Source organism: Streptomyces sp. NPDC036815, from assembly GCF_055609205.1.
Window position 1 is genome coordinate 1 of the sequence record NZ_JBVJPW010000027.1, and the last position, 15542, is coordinate 15542.

Annotated in this window: 13 protein-coding genes and 2 pseudogenes; 4 read left to right on the forward strand and 11 right to left on the reverse strand. The window is 67.7% G+C overall.

Annotated features, from left to right (window positions below; translation table 11 throughout):
* Window positions 1–118: 118 nt before the first annotated feature.
* Window positions 119–328: pseudogene (locus ACZ69I_RS34805) on the forward strand (transposase); the annotation flags it as partial.
* 362 nt (window positions 329–690) lie between these two features.
* On the opposite strand, the gene ACZ69I_RS34810 reads toward ACZ69I_RS34805, so the two are convergent.
* The 4 genes from ACZ69I_RS34810 to ACZ69I_RS34825 all read right to left on the reverse strand — a co-directional run bounded on the left by ACZ69I_RS34810 (window position 691) and on the right by ACZ69I_RS34825 (window position 6099).
* On the reverse strand, window positions 691–2457 hold the full coding sequence (locus ACZ69I_RS34810; protein ID WP_467682553.1) for a hypothetical protein: 1767 nt from the start codon (window positions 2455–2457) through the stop codon (window positions 691–693).
* Between the two features lie 808 nt (window positions 2458–3265).
* On the reverse strand, window positions 3266–3676 hold the full coding sequence (locus tag ACZ69I_RS34815; RefSeq protein ID WP_467682554.1) for a hypothetical protein: 411 nt from the start codon (window positions 3674–3676) through the stop codon (window positions 3266–3268).
* 439 nt (window positions 3677–4115) lie between these two features.
* A complete protein-coding gene (locus ACZ69I_RS34820) occupies window positions 4116–5078 on the reverse strand; it encodes an alpha/beta hydrolase (RefSeq protein WP_467682555.1) in 963 nt (320 codons plus the stop codon).
* 49 nt (window positions 5079–5127) lie between these two features.
* The gene (locus ACZ69I_RS34825; protein ID WP_467682556.1) at window positions 5128–6099 is read right to left on the reverse strand and encodes a threonine ammonia-lyase; all 972 of its coding nucleotides are present in this window, start codon (window positions 6097–6099) and stop codon (window positions 5128–5130) included.
* A gap of 105 nt (window positions 6100–6204) precedes the next feature.
* On the opposite strand from ACZ69I_RS34825, the gene ACZ69I_RS34830 reads away from it, so the two are divergent.
* Window positions 6205–6720, forward strand: coding sequence for an Lrp/AsnC family transcriptional regulator (locus tag ACZ69I_RS34830; RefSeq protein ID WP_467682557.1), 516 nt, complete (start codon window positions 6205–6207; stop codon window positions 6718–6720).
* 515 nt (window positions 6721–7235) lie between these two features.
* Here the strand turns inward: ACZ69I_RS34830 and ACZ69I_RS34835 are convergent.
* A pseudogene (locus ACZ69I_RS34835) lies at window positions 7236–7714 on the reverse strand (transposase family protein); the annotation flags it as partial.
* A gap of 309 nt (window positions 7715–8023) precedes the next feature.
* Window positions 8024–8359 (reverse strand): ArsR/SmtB family transcription factor, encoded by a 336-nt coding sequence (locus ACZ69I_RS34840; RefSeq protein WP_361389005.1) that lies wholly within the window; start codon window positions 8357–8359, stop codon window positions 8024–8026.
* Between the two features lie 173 nt (window positions 8360–8532).
* On the opposite strand from ACZ69I_RS34840, the gene ACZ69I_RS34845 reads away from it, so the two are divergent.
* Both ACZ69I_RS34845 and ACZ69I_RS34850 read left to right on the forward strand, forming a co-directional pair.
* The gene (locus ACZ69I_RS34845; protein WP_467682558.1) at window positions 8533–9675 is read left to right on the forward strand and encodes an FAD-dependent monooxygenase; all 1143 of its coding nucleotides are present in this window, start codon (window positions 8533–8535) and stop codon (window positions 9673–9675) included.
* 678 nt (window positions 9676–10353) lie between these two features.
* Window positions 10354–10665 (forward strand): hypothetical protein, encoded by a 312-nt coding sequence (locus ACZ69I_RS34850; RefSeq protein WP_467682559.1) that lies wholly within the window; start codon window positions 10354–10356, stop codon window positions 10663–10665.
* 9 nt (window positions 10666–10674) lie between these two features.
* On the opposite strand, the gene ACZ69I_RS34855 is transcribed toward ACZ69I_RS34850, so the two are convergent.
* From ACZ69I_RS34855 to ACZ69I_RS34875, 5 genes are all read right to left on the reverse strand, one after another.
* Window positions 10675–11121: a hypothetical protein gene (locus ACZ69I_RS34855; RefSeq protein WP_467682560.1), complete on the reverse strand. Its 447-nt coding sequence runs from the start codon at window positions 11119–11121 to the stop codon at window positions 10675–10677.
* Window positions 11122–11416: 295 nt separating this feature from the next.
* Window positions 11417–11731: a hypothetical protein gene (locus tag ACZ69I_RS34860; protein WP_467682561.1), complete on the reverse strand. Its 315-nt coding sequence runs from the start codon at window positions 11729–11731 to the stop codon at window positions 11417–11419.
* Window positions 11732–11823: 92 nt separating this feature from the next.
* Window positions 11824–12300: a hypothetical protein gene (locus ACZ69I_RS34865; RefSeq protein ID WP_467682562.1), complete on the reverse strand. Its 477-nt coding sequence runs from the start codon at window positions 12298–12300 to the stop codon at window positions 11824–11826.
* Window positions 12301–12563: 263 nt separating this feature from the next.
* A complete protein-coding gene (locus tag ACZ69I_RS34870) occupies window positions 12564–13646 on the reverse strand; it encodes a hypothetical protein (protein ID WP_470836543.1) in 1083 nt (360 codons plus the stop codon).
* Window positions 13647–13676: 30 nt separating this feature from the next.
* Window positions 13677–14408, reverse strand: a complete 732-nt coding sequence (locus ACZ69I_RS34875) for a hypothetical protein (protein ID WP_467682564.1) — start codon at window positions 14406–14408, stop codon at window positions 13677–13679.
* Between the last annotated feature and the right edge of the window lie 1134 nt (window positions 14409–15542).

Sequence of the window (15542 nt, forward strand, 5' to 3'; positions counted from 1 at the left end):
TCGCAGTCGGCCTGTCAGCCCCATCGACACCAGACCATCGCCCTCCGCAAACAGCTAGATATCCGCATACCCCAGGTGAAAACGACCTCTCAGAGGTCGTTTCGGCCTGTTGTTTTCCAAGGCCAAAGAGATGCACCTGGAGGCGAAGGACGGCCTCACAGCATTCGCTGTCTTCCCTGCTCAGCACTGGAAGAAGATCCAGTCGACGAACCCGCTGGAACGGAGCAACCGCGAGCTCAAGCGCCGCACCGACGTGGTGCAGGTCTTCCCGAACCCGGACGCCCTGCTGCGACTGACGACCGCTGTGCTCAACGAGATACACGACGAATGCTCGTAGTAGGCCGCGCACTTGGCGGGGTCGATGTCGGTGTCGGTGTCGCGCGGGTCCTGGTCCTGGGCGGCGAGGAGGCGGTACGTGTCGACGCGGGTGTCGCCGGTCCGACGTACAGACCGCCCTGCGCGGTCTGGGTCAGCCGACCGGTCGCGGGACCTGGGCATGCAGTCACTGATCGCCGACGTGACACCAAGCACGGCTCCGGACTCGGTACACAACGCCGGGGATCACAACACGCATTGGCCACCTTTGGACGGCCGAGGGGTGCCAGGAGAGGACGTAGCCGCATCGCCCGGTCACCGGAGCCGACCGGGCGATGGGGGCAGGCTGTCGCCTGTGCGCTGACGTTTTCTGGATCAACGACCGTTCCGCAGGCTGACCCCGCCACCCGGCCAGGCGTCGATCCGGACCCAGAAGTTCACCTTCTTGATGCCGCCCAGCGTGTACGTGCCGTTCATGCCGATGTTCATGAAGTTGCTGCGCGAGTCCGCGCGCGAGCTGGCTCCGTTGTTCCAGGTACCGCACCAGCTGATGTTGACTTTGAATCCCTTGGTGTCATTGTCGGCGCAGCCGTACCAGTGCGCGTACACGCGTGAGCCGTTGTACTTGAACGTGCCCTTCAACTGCGCGTTGGCCGTGGCACACCTGGTGCCCGACGGTTTGCCCCACTTCGCTTTCGACTTGAAGGCGCATACGTAGGCGGATACGTCGCGGTACTTCCAACGAGGAGCCGCCGCAGCCGCTACGCGCCCGTCCGGGACAGCCTGGGAGGCGTCCAGTTCCGAGCCCATGCTGATATCGGAGCCGACGCCGCAGTCCTCGTCGAAGTCACCGGCGCCCGACGCCGCGAGTTCCTGGCAGGTCTCGGCAGGCAGCGGTGACCAGTCGCTGTCCTCAGGCAGGCTCGGGTCCTTCACGGTGATGGTTGACATGCCGGAGCACTGCTCATTCCCGGCGACCTTGTCGGTGAAGCAGGCGACGACCTGGAACGCGGTCGAGGTGAGGCCCGCGTCCTTAATGGTCTTGTTCGCGTTCCAGTCGAGCGAAACGAATGAAACGCTCGGGTCCGTCCGCTTCAGCGGCCAGGCTGCGAGATTGCCGCCGGTGCTCGTGGTGACATCACTGACGGGTACGGCCGTCCAGGCGTCGGTGTCGATCGCCTTGTAGCGGTAGGTGACGCCGTACTTGTCCGACGGCGCCTCGCTTGCGAGGGTGACCGCGCGGGTGGTGGTGTCGCTGTCGACCGGCTTGACGATGGAGTCACCGTCCGCCGGGCTGTTCAGGCTTCCGTACCCGACGTTGAAGGGATATTCCGTAACGGCGGAGATGTTCCCGCCCCGGTCGACCGCCGCCACGAAGAGGGTGTGTCGGCCGTAGTTAGGGACGATGGTGGCGCTGAGCGGGTTGCCGCCCTCGCCCGCTTGGTCCTTGACCAGTTTGGTGGGGTCGGGGTCGTCCAGTCCCCAGAAATACCCGACGCCGTCACCTGAGACCGTGTCGAAGGTGCACGGTGTTCCGCCGCTGATACGGGGGGTCCACACGTTCGTCGGGTAGCCGGGGCAGCTCACGCTCGGCGCGGCGGGAGCGCTCCCGTCGATGGTCAGCTCGTAGCCGATCGACCAGGCGCCGTAGGACGTGCCGTCGAAACCGCGTACGCGCCAGCGATAGCGACCGTTGTCCTGGAGCGTTCCGGCGGGAACGATGATGTTCGCGCTCTGTCCGGCGGCAATATCAGTGAGCGAGCCGGTCCACACCACACCCCCGCCCTCGAAGTCGGAGCGCTTCGACAGCTCGAAGTCCAGCCGCAACGTGGCGCTGTCGGCGTCGGGAACGGCCGCGCGCAGGGTCGGCGTCTGGCTCGCATACCAGTGGCCATCGCTGCCCTTGCTGCTCAGCACCGTGCCGGTCGCGCCGGTGGGAGCTCCCGGTGCCGCGTTCGAGGCGGCCACGGCCGGTGATGCGCCGAACGTCACGGAGACGAGAGCCGCGGTCAGGGCGACGGCCGAACCGATCGTGCGCAGAACACGACCGGCTAAGGGGCCTCGCGGCGAAGCCGCCGATATTGCGTGTCGAGGAAACGTCACAAGAATTCCTTTTCCGGGACAGGGGAATGCGACGCGCACATCCTACGCATAGGAGCGGCACCTGAGACCAGACCCTTGATCTCTTTTAGTGTCGCCCTGTACTCGTTCTCGACTTCGTTGACGCAATGGCTGATTTCGGCATCACAGCGGCGCGTATGAAGCCGGGTGCTGGCCTCCTGAGCGATGCGGGCGCGGCCGGGTAGTCGTTCCTCCGCCATCAGCCTGTCCGCACGGACCAGCGTGCCCTAGCCGTGGCTCAGCGCCGCGTCTACTCCGACGCCCGCAGTGATCGTCGAGCCGTTCTGGGCGATCCAGGTGTCTATGTCGGCGCAGCCCGCGTGACTGCCGGCTACACGTTCCCCATCGAACAGCGTCAGGTCCCGCAGTACCCGCGCCGGCTTCACTCTTCACCACAATTCACGACAAAAATTCCCTAAGGACGACCAGACGCGTGGAGGGGAGGAGTGCTCATTGCTCCACATGCATCGATGGATGTTCTGTACATGCACTCTTAACTTGGCGATACCTGAATACGTCCGTCTGTAAATTCAAAGGTCTCCGCCGAACGCTTACCGGGAGCAGCGTCTCGCCGCCGAACATCAGCGTCTCTATTCAGCTGACCAGCAACCAATACAGTTTCATGGCCTGACCGCGATCTCACTCAGGAAGAGCCGAACCCTTCCCATGACGCTCGGGAAGCACAGCACGGGTAAGGATGGCGTCCCGCCGAATGGTGTAGCGGCCTTCCTCCACGGCGCTCGGTAGTCGTGACCTGTGCTGATGCGGATCCGTACCGTCGTGATGATTGCCGTCGGCTCCTCACGTGCGGACTCGAACGAAGCCGACGTCACGTCGGTCGCGATCTTCTCCACAGCAATATGACCGCGACGACGCCCGCCAGGCTGGGAATCATCCCGGCCCAACCCAGCTCCGGCGGCAGTCCGGTCGCGCCGGAGGTGTCCTTCGTCAGCAGCCCGGCCAGTCCGGTGCCGGCACCGAGCATGAACAGGACGGTCGCGGCGGGGCGGGACCACCGTTTGCCTGTTCTGACGGCCCAGGCCGCCGTGAGCCAGGCGAGGACGCCGAGTGCTCCGATGACGGACAGGACGACCAGGTAATCGGTGACGGCCGAGTCGATCCGTGCCCGGGAGTAGCTGGGATAGCCGGCGTGGATGTGGTCGGCCAGCAGATGGGTGGTGTCGCGGTCTACGTACGAGGCGGTCGTCACGAGGACAGTGAGCGCAAGGCCCGCGGACATCGCTCCGAGCACTCCTCGGGTATGGGCTGGTTTCGTCATCAGGATCCTTCTCTCTTCACCGGGTGGAAGCGGGCGAGGTAGTACAGGTCGATGTGGTCGATGCGCAGCTGGCGCAACGACGCTTCGCGGGCACGCCGCAGATCGTTGGGCGAACCGGCTGGGATCAGGCCCCAGGCGATGCGGTGGTCTCCGGCCCTGGTGGCCGGCGCGGTGGGGTCGCGGTGCGAGGCTGGGCACGAGAAGTTCCTCGTCTGCTCCGTCGCTGCAGATGTCGCCGGTGCCGAACACGGTGACGCCCGAATCGAGGGGCTCCAGCACAGTGGCCGCGGCCTCGTGCGGGTCGGAAGGACCGTAGGTTCCGGGCCTGTTCATACAGCTGAGGCCGAGTCGGGAGTCCACCGGGCAGTCGGGCCCGAGGGCGGGGCGCGTCGTTCCTCCGTCACCTTGCCAGGGCTGCGCGGAGGAACGCGAGGATCTCTGCCCGGGCGGCCTCGGCCTGCGGCTCCACGCCGGGCAATGTGAGGAACGCGTGCTGTGCTTCCGGGTATTCGGAGAGCTGTACGGAGGTCTCTGCCTCGCCCAGCCGCTCGGCATAGCGGCGGCCGTGGTCGGCGACCGCGTCCCGGGTGGGCACGATCACGAGCGCCGGGGCGAGCCCGCTCAGGTCGTCCGCGGACAGCGGCGAGACCGCGTCGGCGTCGTGGCCCGGCGGGACGGCGAGCTGCTGAAAAAGCCGCAGTAGCGGCAGGGCAGGAGTCGGGCTGAATGCGTACTCGGCGATCGAGGGATGGTCGAACATCGTCGCGGTCACGTCGACCACGGGGTTGACCAGCACCTGCGCCGTGAGTTCCAGGCCGGCGGCCCGGGCCCGGATGGCCGTCAGCGCGCTGATCAGTGCGCCGCAGCTCTCCCCGAAGACAGCCGTGCGGGTCGGGTCGATACCCCACTGTGCGGCGTGCCGCAGCACATGCCGGAGCACGTCCCAGCCGTCGTCGGCCGCTGCCGACAGCGGAGTTCCCGGGGCGAGCAGGCGGTGTTCGACCGAGACCACGAGCGCGGGCAGCCTGGCCGCGAGCCGGCTATTGGTCCAGTCGCATTGCGCCGCCGTGCCCACACATCCGCCTCCGTGGACATGGATCACGAGAGGCAGGTCGCGGTGGGTGGCGGCCTCACCGTCGCCCGTCGGCAGCGGCCGGTACACCCGGACCGGCAGGGAGCGGCCCGGCAGCGCGACGTCCTGCCACTCGATCGCGGCGCCGGGATCGGGTGAGCCAAGGAGCGCCCGTGCCGCGCCGGACGCCCGCCAGCCGTTCTCCGCAGCACGGAAGGCGATCAGTTCTTCCGTCGTGATCGCCGAGAAATCCGGCTGCGGTGGCCGCTTGGCAGCAGTGGTCTCATCCATGTCTTCTCCCTTGTTCTCAAGAAGGTCGTGCGTCAGCGCAACTCGGCGCCTATGCGGGGCCGGTGAGCCGGGCGGCCAGTTCGCGGAGCTGTTCGGGGCGTGGGTTGGCACCGGTCAGCACCGTCGCCAACCGGCCGCCGGCGACCGCGCCCTCGGCGATCGCCGCCAGGCCCGCCGCCCCTGCCGGTTCCAGGACGATCCCCAGCGTGCGCGCCGCCAGCTCCATGGCGGCGGCGATGGCGTGGTCGGACACCAGGACGATCTCGTCCACCAGCGCGCGGGCCCGCCGCACCGAGGCCTCCAGCGGGGTGCGCACCGCGATGCCGTCGGCGAATGTGCGGACGTGTTCGAGGCGGACCGCGCGACCAGTGCGCAGGCTTTCACGCATCGAGGGGGCGCCTTCCGCGTTCACCCCCACGATCCGGGTGCCGGGTGCGTGCTTCTTCAGCCAGCACGCCACTCCGTTGATCAGCGCGCCATCGCCGACCGGGAGCACGACGGCGTCGAAGCCAGGGCGGCCCGGCGCACCACGGGTCAGCTCGACCCCGATCGTCCCGGCGCCCTCAGCGATGGCCGCCTGAAGGCCATCCTGCAAATAGAGGTGGTCAGGATGACGTTCGGCGTGGACGGCCGCGGCGCTGCGCGCCGACAGGCCGTCCGCCCCCGCCGCGATGACGCGGGCGCCGAAGGTCTCCATCCGCTCGCGCTTGGCAGGATTGACCGTCTCTGGCACGAACACCACGACCGGCATCGCGCGGGCGCGTCCCGCGTAGGCGACGGCCTGCCCGAAATTGCCCGAACTCGCGCACACCACCGGCGTTCCGGGAGCCAGTGTGCTCAGCATCAGATCGGCGCCCCGGCCCTTGAAACTGCGCACCGGATTGGCCGTTTCCACCTTCACCGTCACCGCGCGGTCGCCCAACGCCCTGCACAGCTGCTCGTCGAGGTACTGCGGGGTATTGAGGAATACCGGATCGATCACCTGCACGGCGTTCTCGATGCGCGCCACATCCAGGTCCATGCGCCTCCCCTTCGGCTTCCGTGGAGCCTGCGGACGTGACCGACGCTAACCGAACGCTTGATCGAAGCGATTGAGAATTATCGCGTCGAGACGCAATAATTTTGCATGCCTGAATCGCCGCCACCACGCCTGGACGAGATAGACGCCGTGCTGCTAGACCTGCTCCAGTACGACGCCGGACGCACGTTGCACGAGCTCGGCGAACGGGTCGGGCTCTCACCGAGCGCCGTCCAGCGGAGGATCGCCCGCTACCGCAAGGACGGCCTCATCGCCGGGCAGGTCGCCGTCCTCGACCCGCACCGCTTCGGCCCCACCGTCCTGGCGACGGTCCTGGTGACCCTGAACCAGGAATCGTTCGAACACCACCGCGTGTTCGCCGACCGGATGCGCGCCGAACCACAGGTCCAGCAGTGCTATCGCGTCGCGGGGCCATGGGACTACGTGATCGTCCTGGCAGCGCGCAGCATGCGCGACTGTGGCCGCCTCGGCGACCGCCTGTTCAAGGCCGATGACAACATCAGGCGTTACGAGACCCTGGTGGCCTTCGACACCATCAAGACCGGCCTGGCTATCCCGCTACCGTCTCCACAAGCACCCCGACCTCAAGACCGCCGGCCTTAGCGAGAAGACTCAGGTGTCCAGGGGGAAACTTCTGCAACGCCGATGTCCAGCATCGAGACCCTCCACCGCGGAGTCCGCCTGGTCGCCGACCTGCGGTTCCCTGCGGATCGTCGTCGGAGCTGACGACCACCTCGGCTCTCATGTCCAGATCAACGGGGCCGGTCTCAGGTCACGGGCATGGGTGGCCTGGGTGTTCCACGGAGATGATGCCAACCACACCGGGAAGTAGCGGTTCAGCGCCACGCGTACTGGCCTGCCGGACTGATCAGAAACGGCTGCCCATCAGGGCCAACCCAGGTCGTCCAACCGCTGGTCGAGACCGGAGAACAGGGCGCTGAATTCCCGTATGAACGGTGTCGCTATCCCCGGCCACACCGGGTCCCCACGGGTGAAGTACACCCGCCAACCCCTGATTGATGTGACGCTGGACGATAGTCCGTGGACAGCTCAACAACGCATATATCAAGGCGGACGGATGGCGGGCCATCGGCGCCGTCATCGAGGAGTACCGCCCGGTTCTCTCGCGCGGCCTTGATGTCGTGGACAGATCCGGGCAGCGCGGGCGAGGCGCACAGCAACCGTCCCGCCGGGTCCGCGATCACCTGCACGTTCATGCCGTGCTTCGTGTGTTTCCCGGAGTAGAAGGGTCGGTCGGCGGCGATCCGGTCGATCGGCAGCAACGTACCGTCCAGGATCAGGAACGCCTTACCGGAGGCTGCCCCCACCGCCTCGGCGAGGGTTGGAGCCACAGCGGCCCGGATGTCGACGGCTCGGCGATGTAACGGTAGGCGATGGTGGTGCCCACGCCGAATCCGGCTGCGAGCTGGGCGTAGGTATGGCCGCGTCTTAGATGGGCCAGCACGAGCAGCGCCTGCCGTCCGGCGGCCAGCCGGCGCGATCGTGTCCCTTGCGCAAGACGACGTGCGGTCAGTTCACGAGCGAGGAAGCGCAGAGCGGAGGTGGACAGATCGACCCCGGCTGGGTAGATGAGCATGCGGAAGCTCCCGGCAGGATGGCGTGGACTCGACACGCACCCATCTACCAGGAGCTTCTCTACGCCCGGACCCCCGCCTTCATCCCCAGTGGCCCCGCTCCGCACGCAGGTTGAGGAAACCTCAGTGGGTGGTGGCGTGAGGGAGCGCGCGCGGGAGTGTTAGGCGCCGATCACGAGCGCGGGACGGTGATCGAAGCGACACCGATCCCCTTCGTGGCCGCGTCGTGCCCGGCTCCCTGCGAGCCGGGCACGAGCTGGACTCGGTCGAACTCGCGGCTCAGGGCCGAATCGGACGCCCCTCGGGTGTGCTCAGCGAGGAGCGGTATCGGCCGGGGGCCCTGCTCCCAGGAGCGCGAGGAGCCCGGGGAATCTCTTCTCGATGTCCGCGCGTCGTAGTCGGACACCCTTTCGGTTGCCGTAGTCGATCTCGTCAATGAGACCTGCCTCGCGCAGGACCCGGAAGTGGTGGGTCTGGGTCTGCTTCGAGATCGGAAGATCGAACGAGTTGCAGCCCCGCTCGCTGTCGCTGCGGTCGGTGGCCAACTCCGTCATCACCGAACGACGGTGCTCGTCGGCGAGGGCACGGAAGACCGCACCCAGATCGAGCGCATCGGCCTCCGGGCCGTCCAGGTTCCTCCCGGCCATGCGGCACCTCCTTCAGGTACGACTTGCATCGTACCTGAAGAGCGTGCTTCCCTGATGAGGTACGAAATTATTCGTACCTGGATCCGGTTGCACCGCCCCGTGCCGCCGCGCCCCCAGACCCGGCCCGGCACTCGCCGGGGACCTGGTCATCGACACTCCGAGAGGTCATCGTCATGAAGAAGCCCGAGGTGCTGATAGTCGGTGCCGGAATCGCAGGGCCCGCACTCGCGTACTGGCTCTCCCGGAACGGCTACCGGCCGACGGTCGTCGAACACGCCCGGCAGCTGCGCTCCGGTGGCAGCGCGATCGTCGTGAAGGGGCCCGCGATCCCGGTCGCCGAGCGCATGGGCATCCTCCCGCAGCTCCGCGAACTCGCCACCCGCAATCGGTCGCTGACCCTGCTCGACCCCGACGGCAAGCGAATCCTGCAACTCCCGCTCACCTCGGACAAGGCGCCGACGGTCGAGGTGACCCGAGCCGACCTGTCCGAGGTGCTCCACCGATCGGCGCAGACCGAGGCCGAGTTCTTGTTCGACGACACGGTCACCGCTCTCGACCAGGATGAAGGCGGGGTGGACGTCACCTTCCGGCGGTCCGCGCCGCGGCGCTTCGACTTGGTTGTCGGTGCCGACGGGATGCACTCCACCGTACGGCGCCTGGTATTCGGGCCCGAGCGGCAGTTCGCCAGCGACCTGGGCCTGTACGGCGCGACCGTCCCCCTGGAACCCGACGCCGTCGAGGACCCGACCGAGATGACGATGCTGACCGTGCCGAACCGGATGCTGGTTGTCCATCCCTCGCGGACCACCCCGCTCGCGATCTTCACCTTCCGGGCCGCACGGCCGACGCCCCACGACCGCAAGAACATCGCCCTTCACAAGCAGACCGTGGCCGACGCCTACGCCGACGTGCGGTGGCGGGCACCGGAACTCGTGGCGGCGTTCCTCGACCACCCGGCTCCGTTCTTCGACCCCTTGACCACCGTCAGGGTGCCCTCGTGGTCCCGCGGACGGGTCGTACTGCTCGGGGACGCGGCGGCGGCGACGGCCCTGCTGGGTGATGGGTCCAGCATGGCGATGGCGGGCGCGTACGCCCTCGCAGAAGAGCTCGCCGCCCACCCCGGTGATCACGCCCGCGCCTTCGCCGCCTACGAGTCGCGGCTCCGTCGTGAGGTAGGCCCGCGGCAGCGACGCGTCGGTCTGCTCTCCAGGCTCATGGTGCCCCGCACCCGGCCGGGCCTCGCGGTGCGCAACGCGGTGGGCCGCGCGGTCGGTCGCACGAACCCGATCGCCTCTCGCGAAACCGCGAACCGGTAGACCGGGTCCGCACCGACCGATCACCGGTCGGTGCGCAACTCCGCGGTAGCTCTCAGCCCGGTCGGCACCGCCATGTCCGACGAGCCCGGCTCGAGTGGCAGGTGATCGCCGATGCGGCAGGTCGACTGCTGTGGGCCTCACCCACCGTTCCCGGCGCTCGCTCGCCACGACATGGAGACTGCCGACGACCAAGCCCCCGCGACGCGGAGGTGAAGTGCTGGGCGGACAAGGCGTATCAAGGCGGCGACAGCATCACCCCGGGGCCCTTCCGCAGCCTGCATCTCAAGCTGCAGCAACGTCGGCATAACAGACCCACGCCAGGATCAGCTGCCTCGGCGAGCAAGCCATGGCCGCCCTGAAGGGCTGGTGCCACCCCCGGGAACTCCGCTGCAGCACCAACCGAGTCAGCGCCACCGTGAAGACCATCCCCGCCCTTCGTCACGCCTCAACCTGAGGTTGGAAAAGACGCACTGCCCAGTGGGCACGGTCTTGGACGGTGAGCGCTGTGCGGTGGTGGAGGGACGGATGGAACGCCTGGGTGCACTGCCGCCGCCTTCTCCGACGCCTCTGCAGCCCGTCCTGGCCACGACCGGCCGGCATGAGGCCCTGTCCTGGTACGAGGCGCTCCGGCCCAATGGCGTTGAGGGTCTCGTCGCGAAAGGGCTGGGCACTCTATACGTGTCAGCAGGTGGTCGGGCTGGGTGGGCCAAGTCGCATCACACCGAGACCGTCGACGCCGCAGTGGTCGCCATCGCGGGCCCCGCGGCCCGGCCCACGCACGTCACGGTCCGACTGGCGGATGGCACGAAGGCCGAGACCAGCCAACTCCCCGCCACCCAGCGCCCTTCGGTGGGCCGAGCCCTCGCCGGCTCGTTGGGAGAGCCGCTGCCGGGCGGCCGACACAGCGTGACCACCGAGGTGATCGCCGCGGTCGTGGTGGGGACGACCCGGCACCGGACCATGCGGTTCGTACGCCTGCGTGAGCACTAGCTTCCGCCTTCAGGCGTCTGAAAAGCGCCGGCCCGTGCGCCCTGACGGCTCCACGGAGTTCAGCAGCTCGATAAACCAGCGCTCGGCCGTCGTGTCTGCAGCAGGATCACATACGGCGCACTGATCCTCCCGGCCCGCCCTGGATTGGCAGGACCGGAGCCGCCGGGCTTGTTCGTCCCAAGTCCGAGCGGTAACAGTCGCCTTCCAGTCCCAGGCGTGGATCTTCTGCAGGAAGTCCGTCAGCCCGGCCAGGGACGTGATGAGCGCGTCCCGGTAGGCCTCCAGCTCCGGCAGCTGGTGGGTGTCGAAGGTGTCGCCCTCGGTGTCGTCCTCCGCGAGCCGGACGAAGGGCCGGCCCGGCCCGCCGTTCGGCAGCGTGTAGGCGTAGAGGCTCAGAGGCCATCTTTGAACCCCTGTTGATCTCGTACACGCGCCACGGGGGAGGGCTCGATACACACAGAGCTCTCCGTTCGCAGCAGCCCGGCAGCGGGTCTTACGGAGAGCTTTCGGGTGCTCCGCGCACCGTGTCGGTACGCCTTTGCGGGGCGGGTTGGCGGGCGGATTCTGCCGGTACCGGGCGGGTCGGGGTTCCTCTTCACGGCTGCGGACGCCGTGCTCCAGCCTGACAGGGGATGAGTTGTGGTGCCCCCGTCGCATCACCGGCCAAGCCACCCCGAACCGGCACGGCACCTGACCCCCGGACCAAACACACCTCACAGGGCGAGCGCTCAGTGAAATCGGCTCTGCTGGATCAAAGGCCCCCGTTCATCCAGGTCAGGATCGTGAGGAGGGCCCACATCGCGGCAAAAAGCCAGTCGAACCCCGACTTCCAGCGCCGCAACACGGTACGGGTGATGATGATGGTGACGATGATGCCCGCTCCCGCCGCCCAGTGCAGGACACGGCCGGTAGCGGCAAGAGCGTCATTGTGCCGGACGTCCTCGACGAACAGGCATAGGAAGCCGACGAAAGCCATGAGCAGAAGGGTGCCGATCACGGTCTCAGTGCGGTTTCCGGGCGACGAACCGACCGCAATATCGGAATGAGAAGGGCGCGAGGATTTCATAGGTCGAGTCCTTTCCGCAGCCGGCGGCGATGAACAGATGAGCAACCGAGGGGCCGAATTCGGGAGCGTATTCGGCCCCTACGGCTTATGCGTCAGATGTGGTCGTGGACGTACTTCCATATCTGGTACTGAGTTTCAGCACCCGCAGCCTGCCAGGCCAGCTTAATCGGGTTGTACCAGGACAGGCCGTTGACCCAGTTCCGGAAGGTGGCGAACTTGCCGGCTGCCTTCTTTGCCGCCTTGACGACGGACGGGCCAGCCTTCTTGAGCAGATTCCAGAACGTGCTGACGGCGGACGCACGGGCGGCGATACGCTCTTCCTGCGTAGCGCTGCCGTCGGCCACGGCATGCAGGGCGGTCTCGGCTTCGGGGGTGAGTTCGGCGCGGAGCTTGGGCTCATTCAGCAGGGTTCGGGCTTCGGCGGCTCCGAACTCAGCCCCGGCCTCCGCGGCGGCGACGAGGTTCCCAGTGCGGTGATGTTCAACAGCCGAAGCGGCCGGCGCCGCGACACCAAAGGCGACTGCGGCCATCGCGGTGGCCGCACTTACTCGCAGGATATTACGCTTCACGTAACTTCTCCTTACGTCTTTTCGCGCAACGTGGAGCGGCCGCAACTTTTGACAGAAATTCGCCGCTTTCACGCTCTTCAGAGTTACTTGATCACGGGCCCGGCGGACGCACCGTGAAGCAGCTCACAATTCAGCATCGGAATTACCTTCAACGCGATAGGGTTCCCCTTCAGCCATACAGCTGCAAAATGGAACTCAGGGGGCTTCTAGCCGTTCCTGAGAGACCGCCCTAGAGCCATCTGAGAGCATTCCGAGACGGGCTCTCATCTCGAACCCGACATTGCGCACCAGGCTGTGTGCGGCAGGGACAGACCCGCCATAGGGCCCATGCGCAGCACCTGGGTCACGTCCATCCCCTCCGGGTATCGGCGCGCGGCCGGTCGCGCTGAACCCCGCGCTGGGCGCGGCGTCGTCGGCACCACGGGCTGCTCCTGGTACTCGTCGTCCGGGCCGGCGGCCTGCTCGCCGGGCGGGAGGCCAAGGCGCTCGCGAAGCTGGGCCAGCTGCTGTCCGATGGCGAGCCACTGGATGTAGTGGTAGCGCGGAACCTTCTGGACGGTCTGGCTGTCCAGGCCCGGCATCCGTTTGGCGAGGAAGGCCGCCTCGTCGAAGTCGGCGCCGGTCACTGAGAGCCAGGACTGGTTCTGCAGCAGCGCCTGGCGGGTGGTGTCGGACAGCCGCATGGCCATCTGTGTCATCCCCATGAACTTCACGCCGTACTTGCGCAGCTGCTCCAGGATCTTGGCGATGTAGCCGTGGGAGGAGCCGTCGACCGCGGTGAGTTCGTCCACGAACGCCCAGCAGACGGGTCGCTGGTCGGCGGCGAGTTTGGCACGGGCCATGCCCTCGCGGAACAGGTCGAACTGCAGCAGCGCGCAGATCAGCTCGTCGCTCTCACCCGTCTCCCCGGGGCACACGCCCACAATCGCCGAGGTGGCCATCGCCCCGCGCAGGTCATAGCCCGAGCGTGGCGAGCCGAGGAAGGCCTTCAGGGGCCGCGAAGTGCCCAGCCGGTACAGCAGATTGGTGACCACGTTCAGCGCCGCCGGTTCCACATGGGGAAACGAGCGCCGCCAGTACTTCCCGGACGAGGCGGGGAGATGGGCCAGAACCTGCTCGCGCCAGTCCCCGTCCTCCAGCAGCGTGGAGACCTGGAAAATGGTCGGCTGCAGTTCGGGGTGGCCCTCGGTCACCATCAGGTGCGAGAGCTCGGCGAGGGTATGCACCGCGTTCGAGAGAATGGTGCGGGCCCGGGTGGCGCGCTCACCCCAGCTGAGCGCGGAGGCGACCGCCCCCACCACTGCGCCGACGACCTCCTGCATTTCATCGGGGCGCCGCCCTTCCATGGACAGCAGGTCCAGGACGCCATCAGGTCCTCATCCCGGGAGCGGGACAGATCGATCTCCCACACCCGGCCGGCGAGCGCGGGATGCGCGAGGTAGGGCTTGATGCGCTGCCAGGCGGTGCGGATCCAGGAACCAGACACCGTCCCCGGCATAGGCGCGCGCGGCGCACTGCACGAGCGCCAGCTCGGTCTTGCCGTAGCCGGACTTGCCGAACGAGGCGCCGAAGAGCACCTCCGCCGTCCACGCACCTGCCATCCGCCGGGCGCCGTCCGCACCCGTGACGACACCCAGCGGCAGCACGTCCGGCTGCCCGGTCCAGGTCGGTAGCGTGGCAGGGGCGGGAGCCACCACCCCGCCGGTGCGGAGCACGTCCTGCGCGGTGCAGTGCACCGACGGCGGCTTCAGCAGCCCGGCGATCTCCTGCCAGGCCACCCAACTGCGCCTCGATGGGGCGAAGTCACCGCGGGTGAATCTGCGGTCGAACCCGCGCAGCAGCCACCACGCGTTGGAGTACGGCTGCCACCACCCCACCCTCGGCCCCACAGCAACGAAGTGGTTCTCTCCCTGCAGCGCCTGCAGCGCGGCCATCACCTGATGCAGACGCGCCCGTGCCCTGGCGGGGTGCCGAGCTGAACACCGCACCAGCACCTGCAGCGCATACACCTCGGCGCCCGGCACGAACTTCCCGACGCCTTCGGCAAGATCGGACTGCCGGGGCGTCCGCGGCCTCGCTCCCGACTGCAGATCCGTGCCATTGAGCACGCCCCAGACCTCTGCCCAGCCGCCGCGCCGGCCGCCGGAGTCCAGCTGCTTCCCGAACGCCGTGCGGCCGCGCCGCGCGTGCCACCAGGCGCCGCCGGTGCCGGGCTACAGCGCGCCCGGGCACCGGCAACAGGTCCATGGCCAGAGCTGCTTCCTCACCGTCATCGGTGCCTACCTCGGCGCACGCGGCCGCGAGCTGTTCCAGTGGATCGGGATCCAAGAACGCCTTGCCCAGCGGCCGGTGGTCGGCGCGGGCCAGCACCAGCTCGGCCCGCGCCACATACGGCTTCGCCCCAGGTTCCTTGCCGGCATCGGGCGGCGGACTCGGCACGCTCTTGGTGAGGGTGGACAGGCTCACTGGCCACCGTCCTGTGCGAGCGGGGCAATGCCCTCGAGCCGGACCCGCATGGACCGGTCCTGGGTAGCGCCGGCGTCCAGCACTTCGACCTGCTGAAACCCGGGAAGCCGCAGTACGCTCGCCGCACGCTCTGGGCCCTCCCAGCTGTAGCCCAGCTGTAGCCCAGCTGTCGCTCCGGCTCAGCCGTCACCCAGATCCGGGTCGCTGCCGCCCGCTCGGGGACCGGGCCTGCAGCAGCTCGTGCCTCACTCAGCCGCGCCGCGGCCTGGCCGACGTCGGCGAGCTGCGGATCGAACGTCGCCGCCGGCACCATGACAAACCGCCGCCGGCGGGCAAGCTCGCGCACCGAACGCCCTCGCCACCAGGCGACAGAACACATCCAGCACAACAGCGCCACCGCGCCGGTTGAAGCGATCCACCCGGCATGCGTGGCCGCTGCGTCCATCACGAACCCGAAGCCCGCTCCCGCATCCAGCCCTTGCGGCACTACATCGTTGATCATGTGGATGTCTCCCTTTGTTGTGTGGCGGCCGGATGCCGCCTGCACTCAGGGAAGGGGAACCGCGATCAGCGGAATGTGACACACAAGCATGCGGAATCCTCAACAGGTCCAGAATCAGGACGCCTCCCGCCCGCGTGAGAAGCCGTGTCACATCTACCGTGAGTGACGGAAGTTGAGAGGGCGTTCTGTTTCGGTCATTGGAGGCTCGGGTACGGACCGTTCTCTCTGGGCAGTGGGCAGATCATGCGTTCGGATCGATGCACGCCGGTCTTTG

Bases quoted from the DNA above. Each gene is read 5' to 3' on its own strand.
- ACZ69I_RS34825 (WP_467682556.1), bottom strand. From the start codon at position 6,099: ATGGACCTGGATGTGGCGCGCATCGAGAACGCCGTGCAGGTGATCGAT.
- ACZ69I_RS34820 (WP_467682555.1), bottom strand. From the start codon at position 5,078: ATGGATGAGACCACTGCTGCCAAGCGGCCACCGCAGCCGGATTTCTCG.
- ACZ69I_RS34830 (WP_467682557.1), top strand. From the start codon at position 6,205: ATGCCTGAATCGCCGCCACCACGCCTGGACGAGATAGACGCCGTGCTG.
- ACZ69I_RS34870 (WP_470836543.1), bottom strand. From the start codon at position 13,646: ATGGAAGGGCGGCGCCCCGATGAAATGCAGGAGGTCGTCGGCGCAGTG.
- ACZ69I_RS34840 (WP_361389005.1), bottom strand. From the start codon at position 8,359: ATGGCCGGGAGGAACCTGGACGGCCCGGAGGCCGATGCGCTCGATCTG.
- ACZ69I_RS34815 (WP_467682554.1), bottom strand. From the start codon at position 3,676: ATGTCCGCGGGCCTTGCGCTCACTGTCCTCGTGACGACCGCCTCGTAC.
- ACZ69I_RS34860 (WP_467682561.1), bottom strand. From the start codon at position 11,731: ATGAAATCCTCGCGCCCTTCTCATTCCGATATTGCGGTCGGTTCGTCG.
- ACZ69I_RS34845 (WP_467682558.1), top strand. From the start codon at position 8,533: ATGAAGAAGCCCGAGGTGCTGATAGTCGGTGCCGGAATCGCAGGGCCC.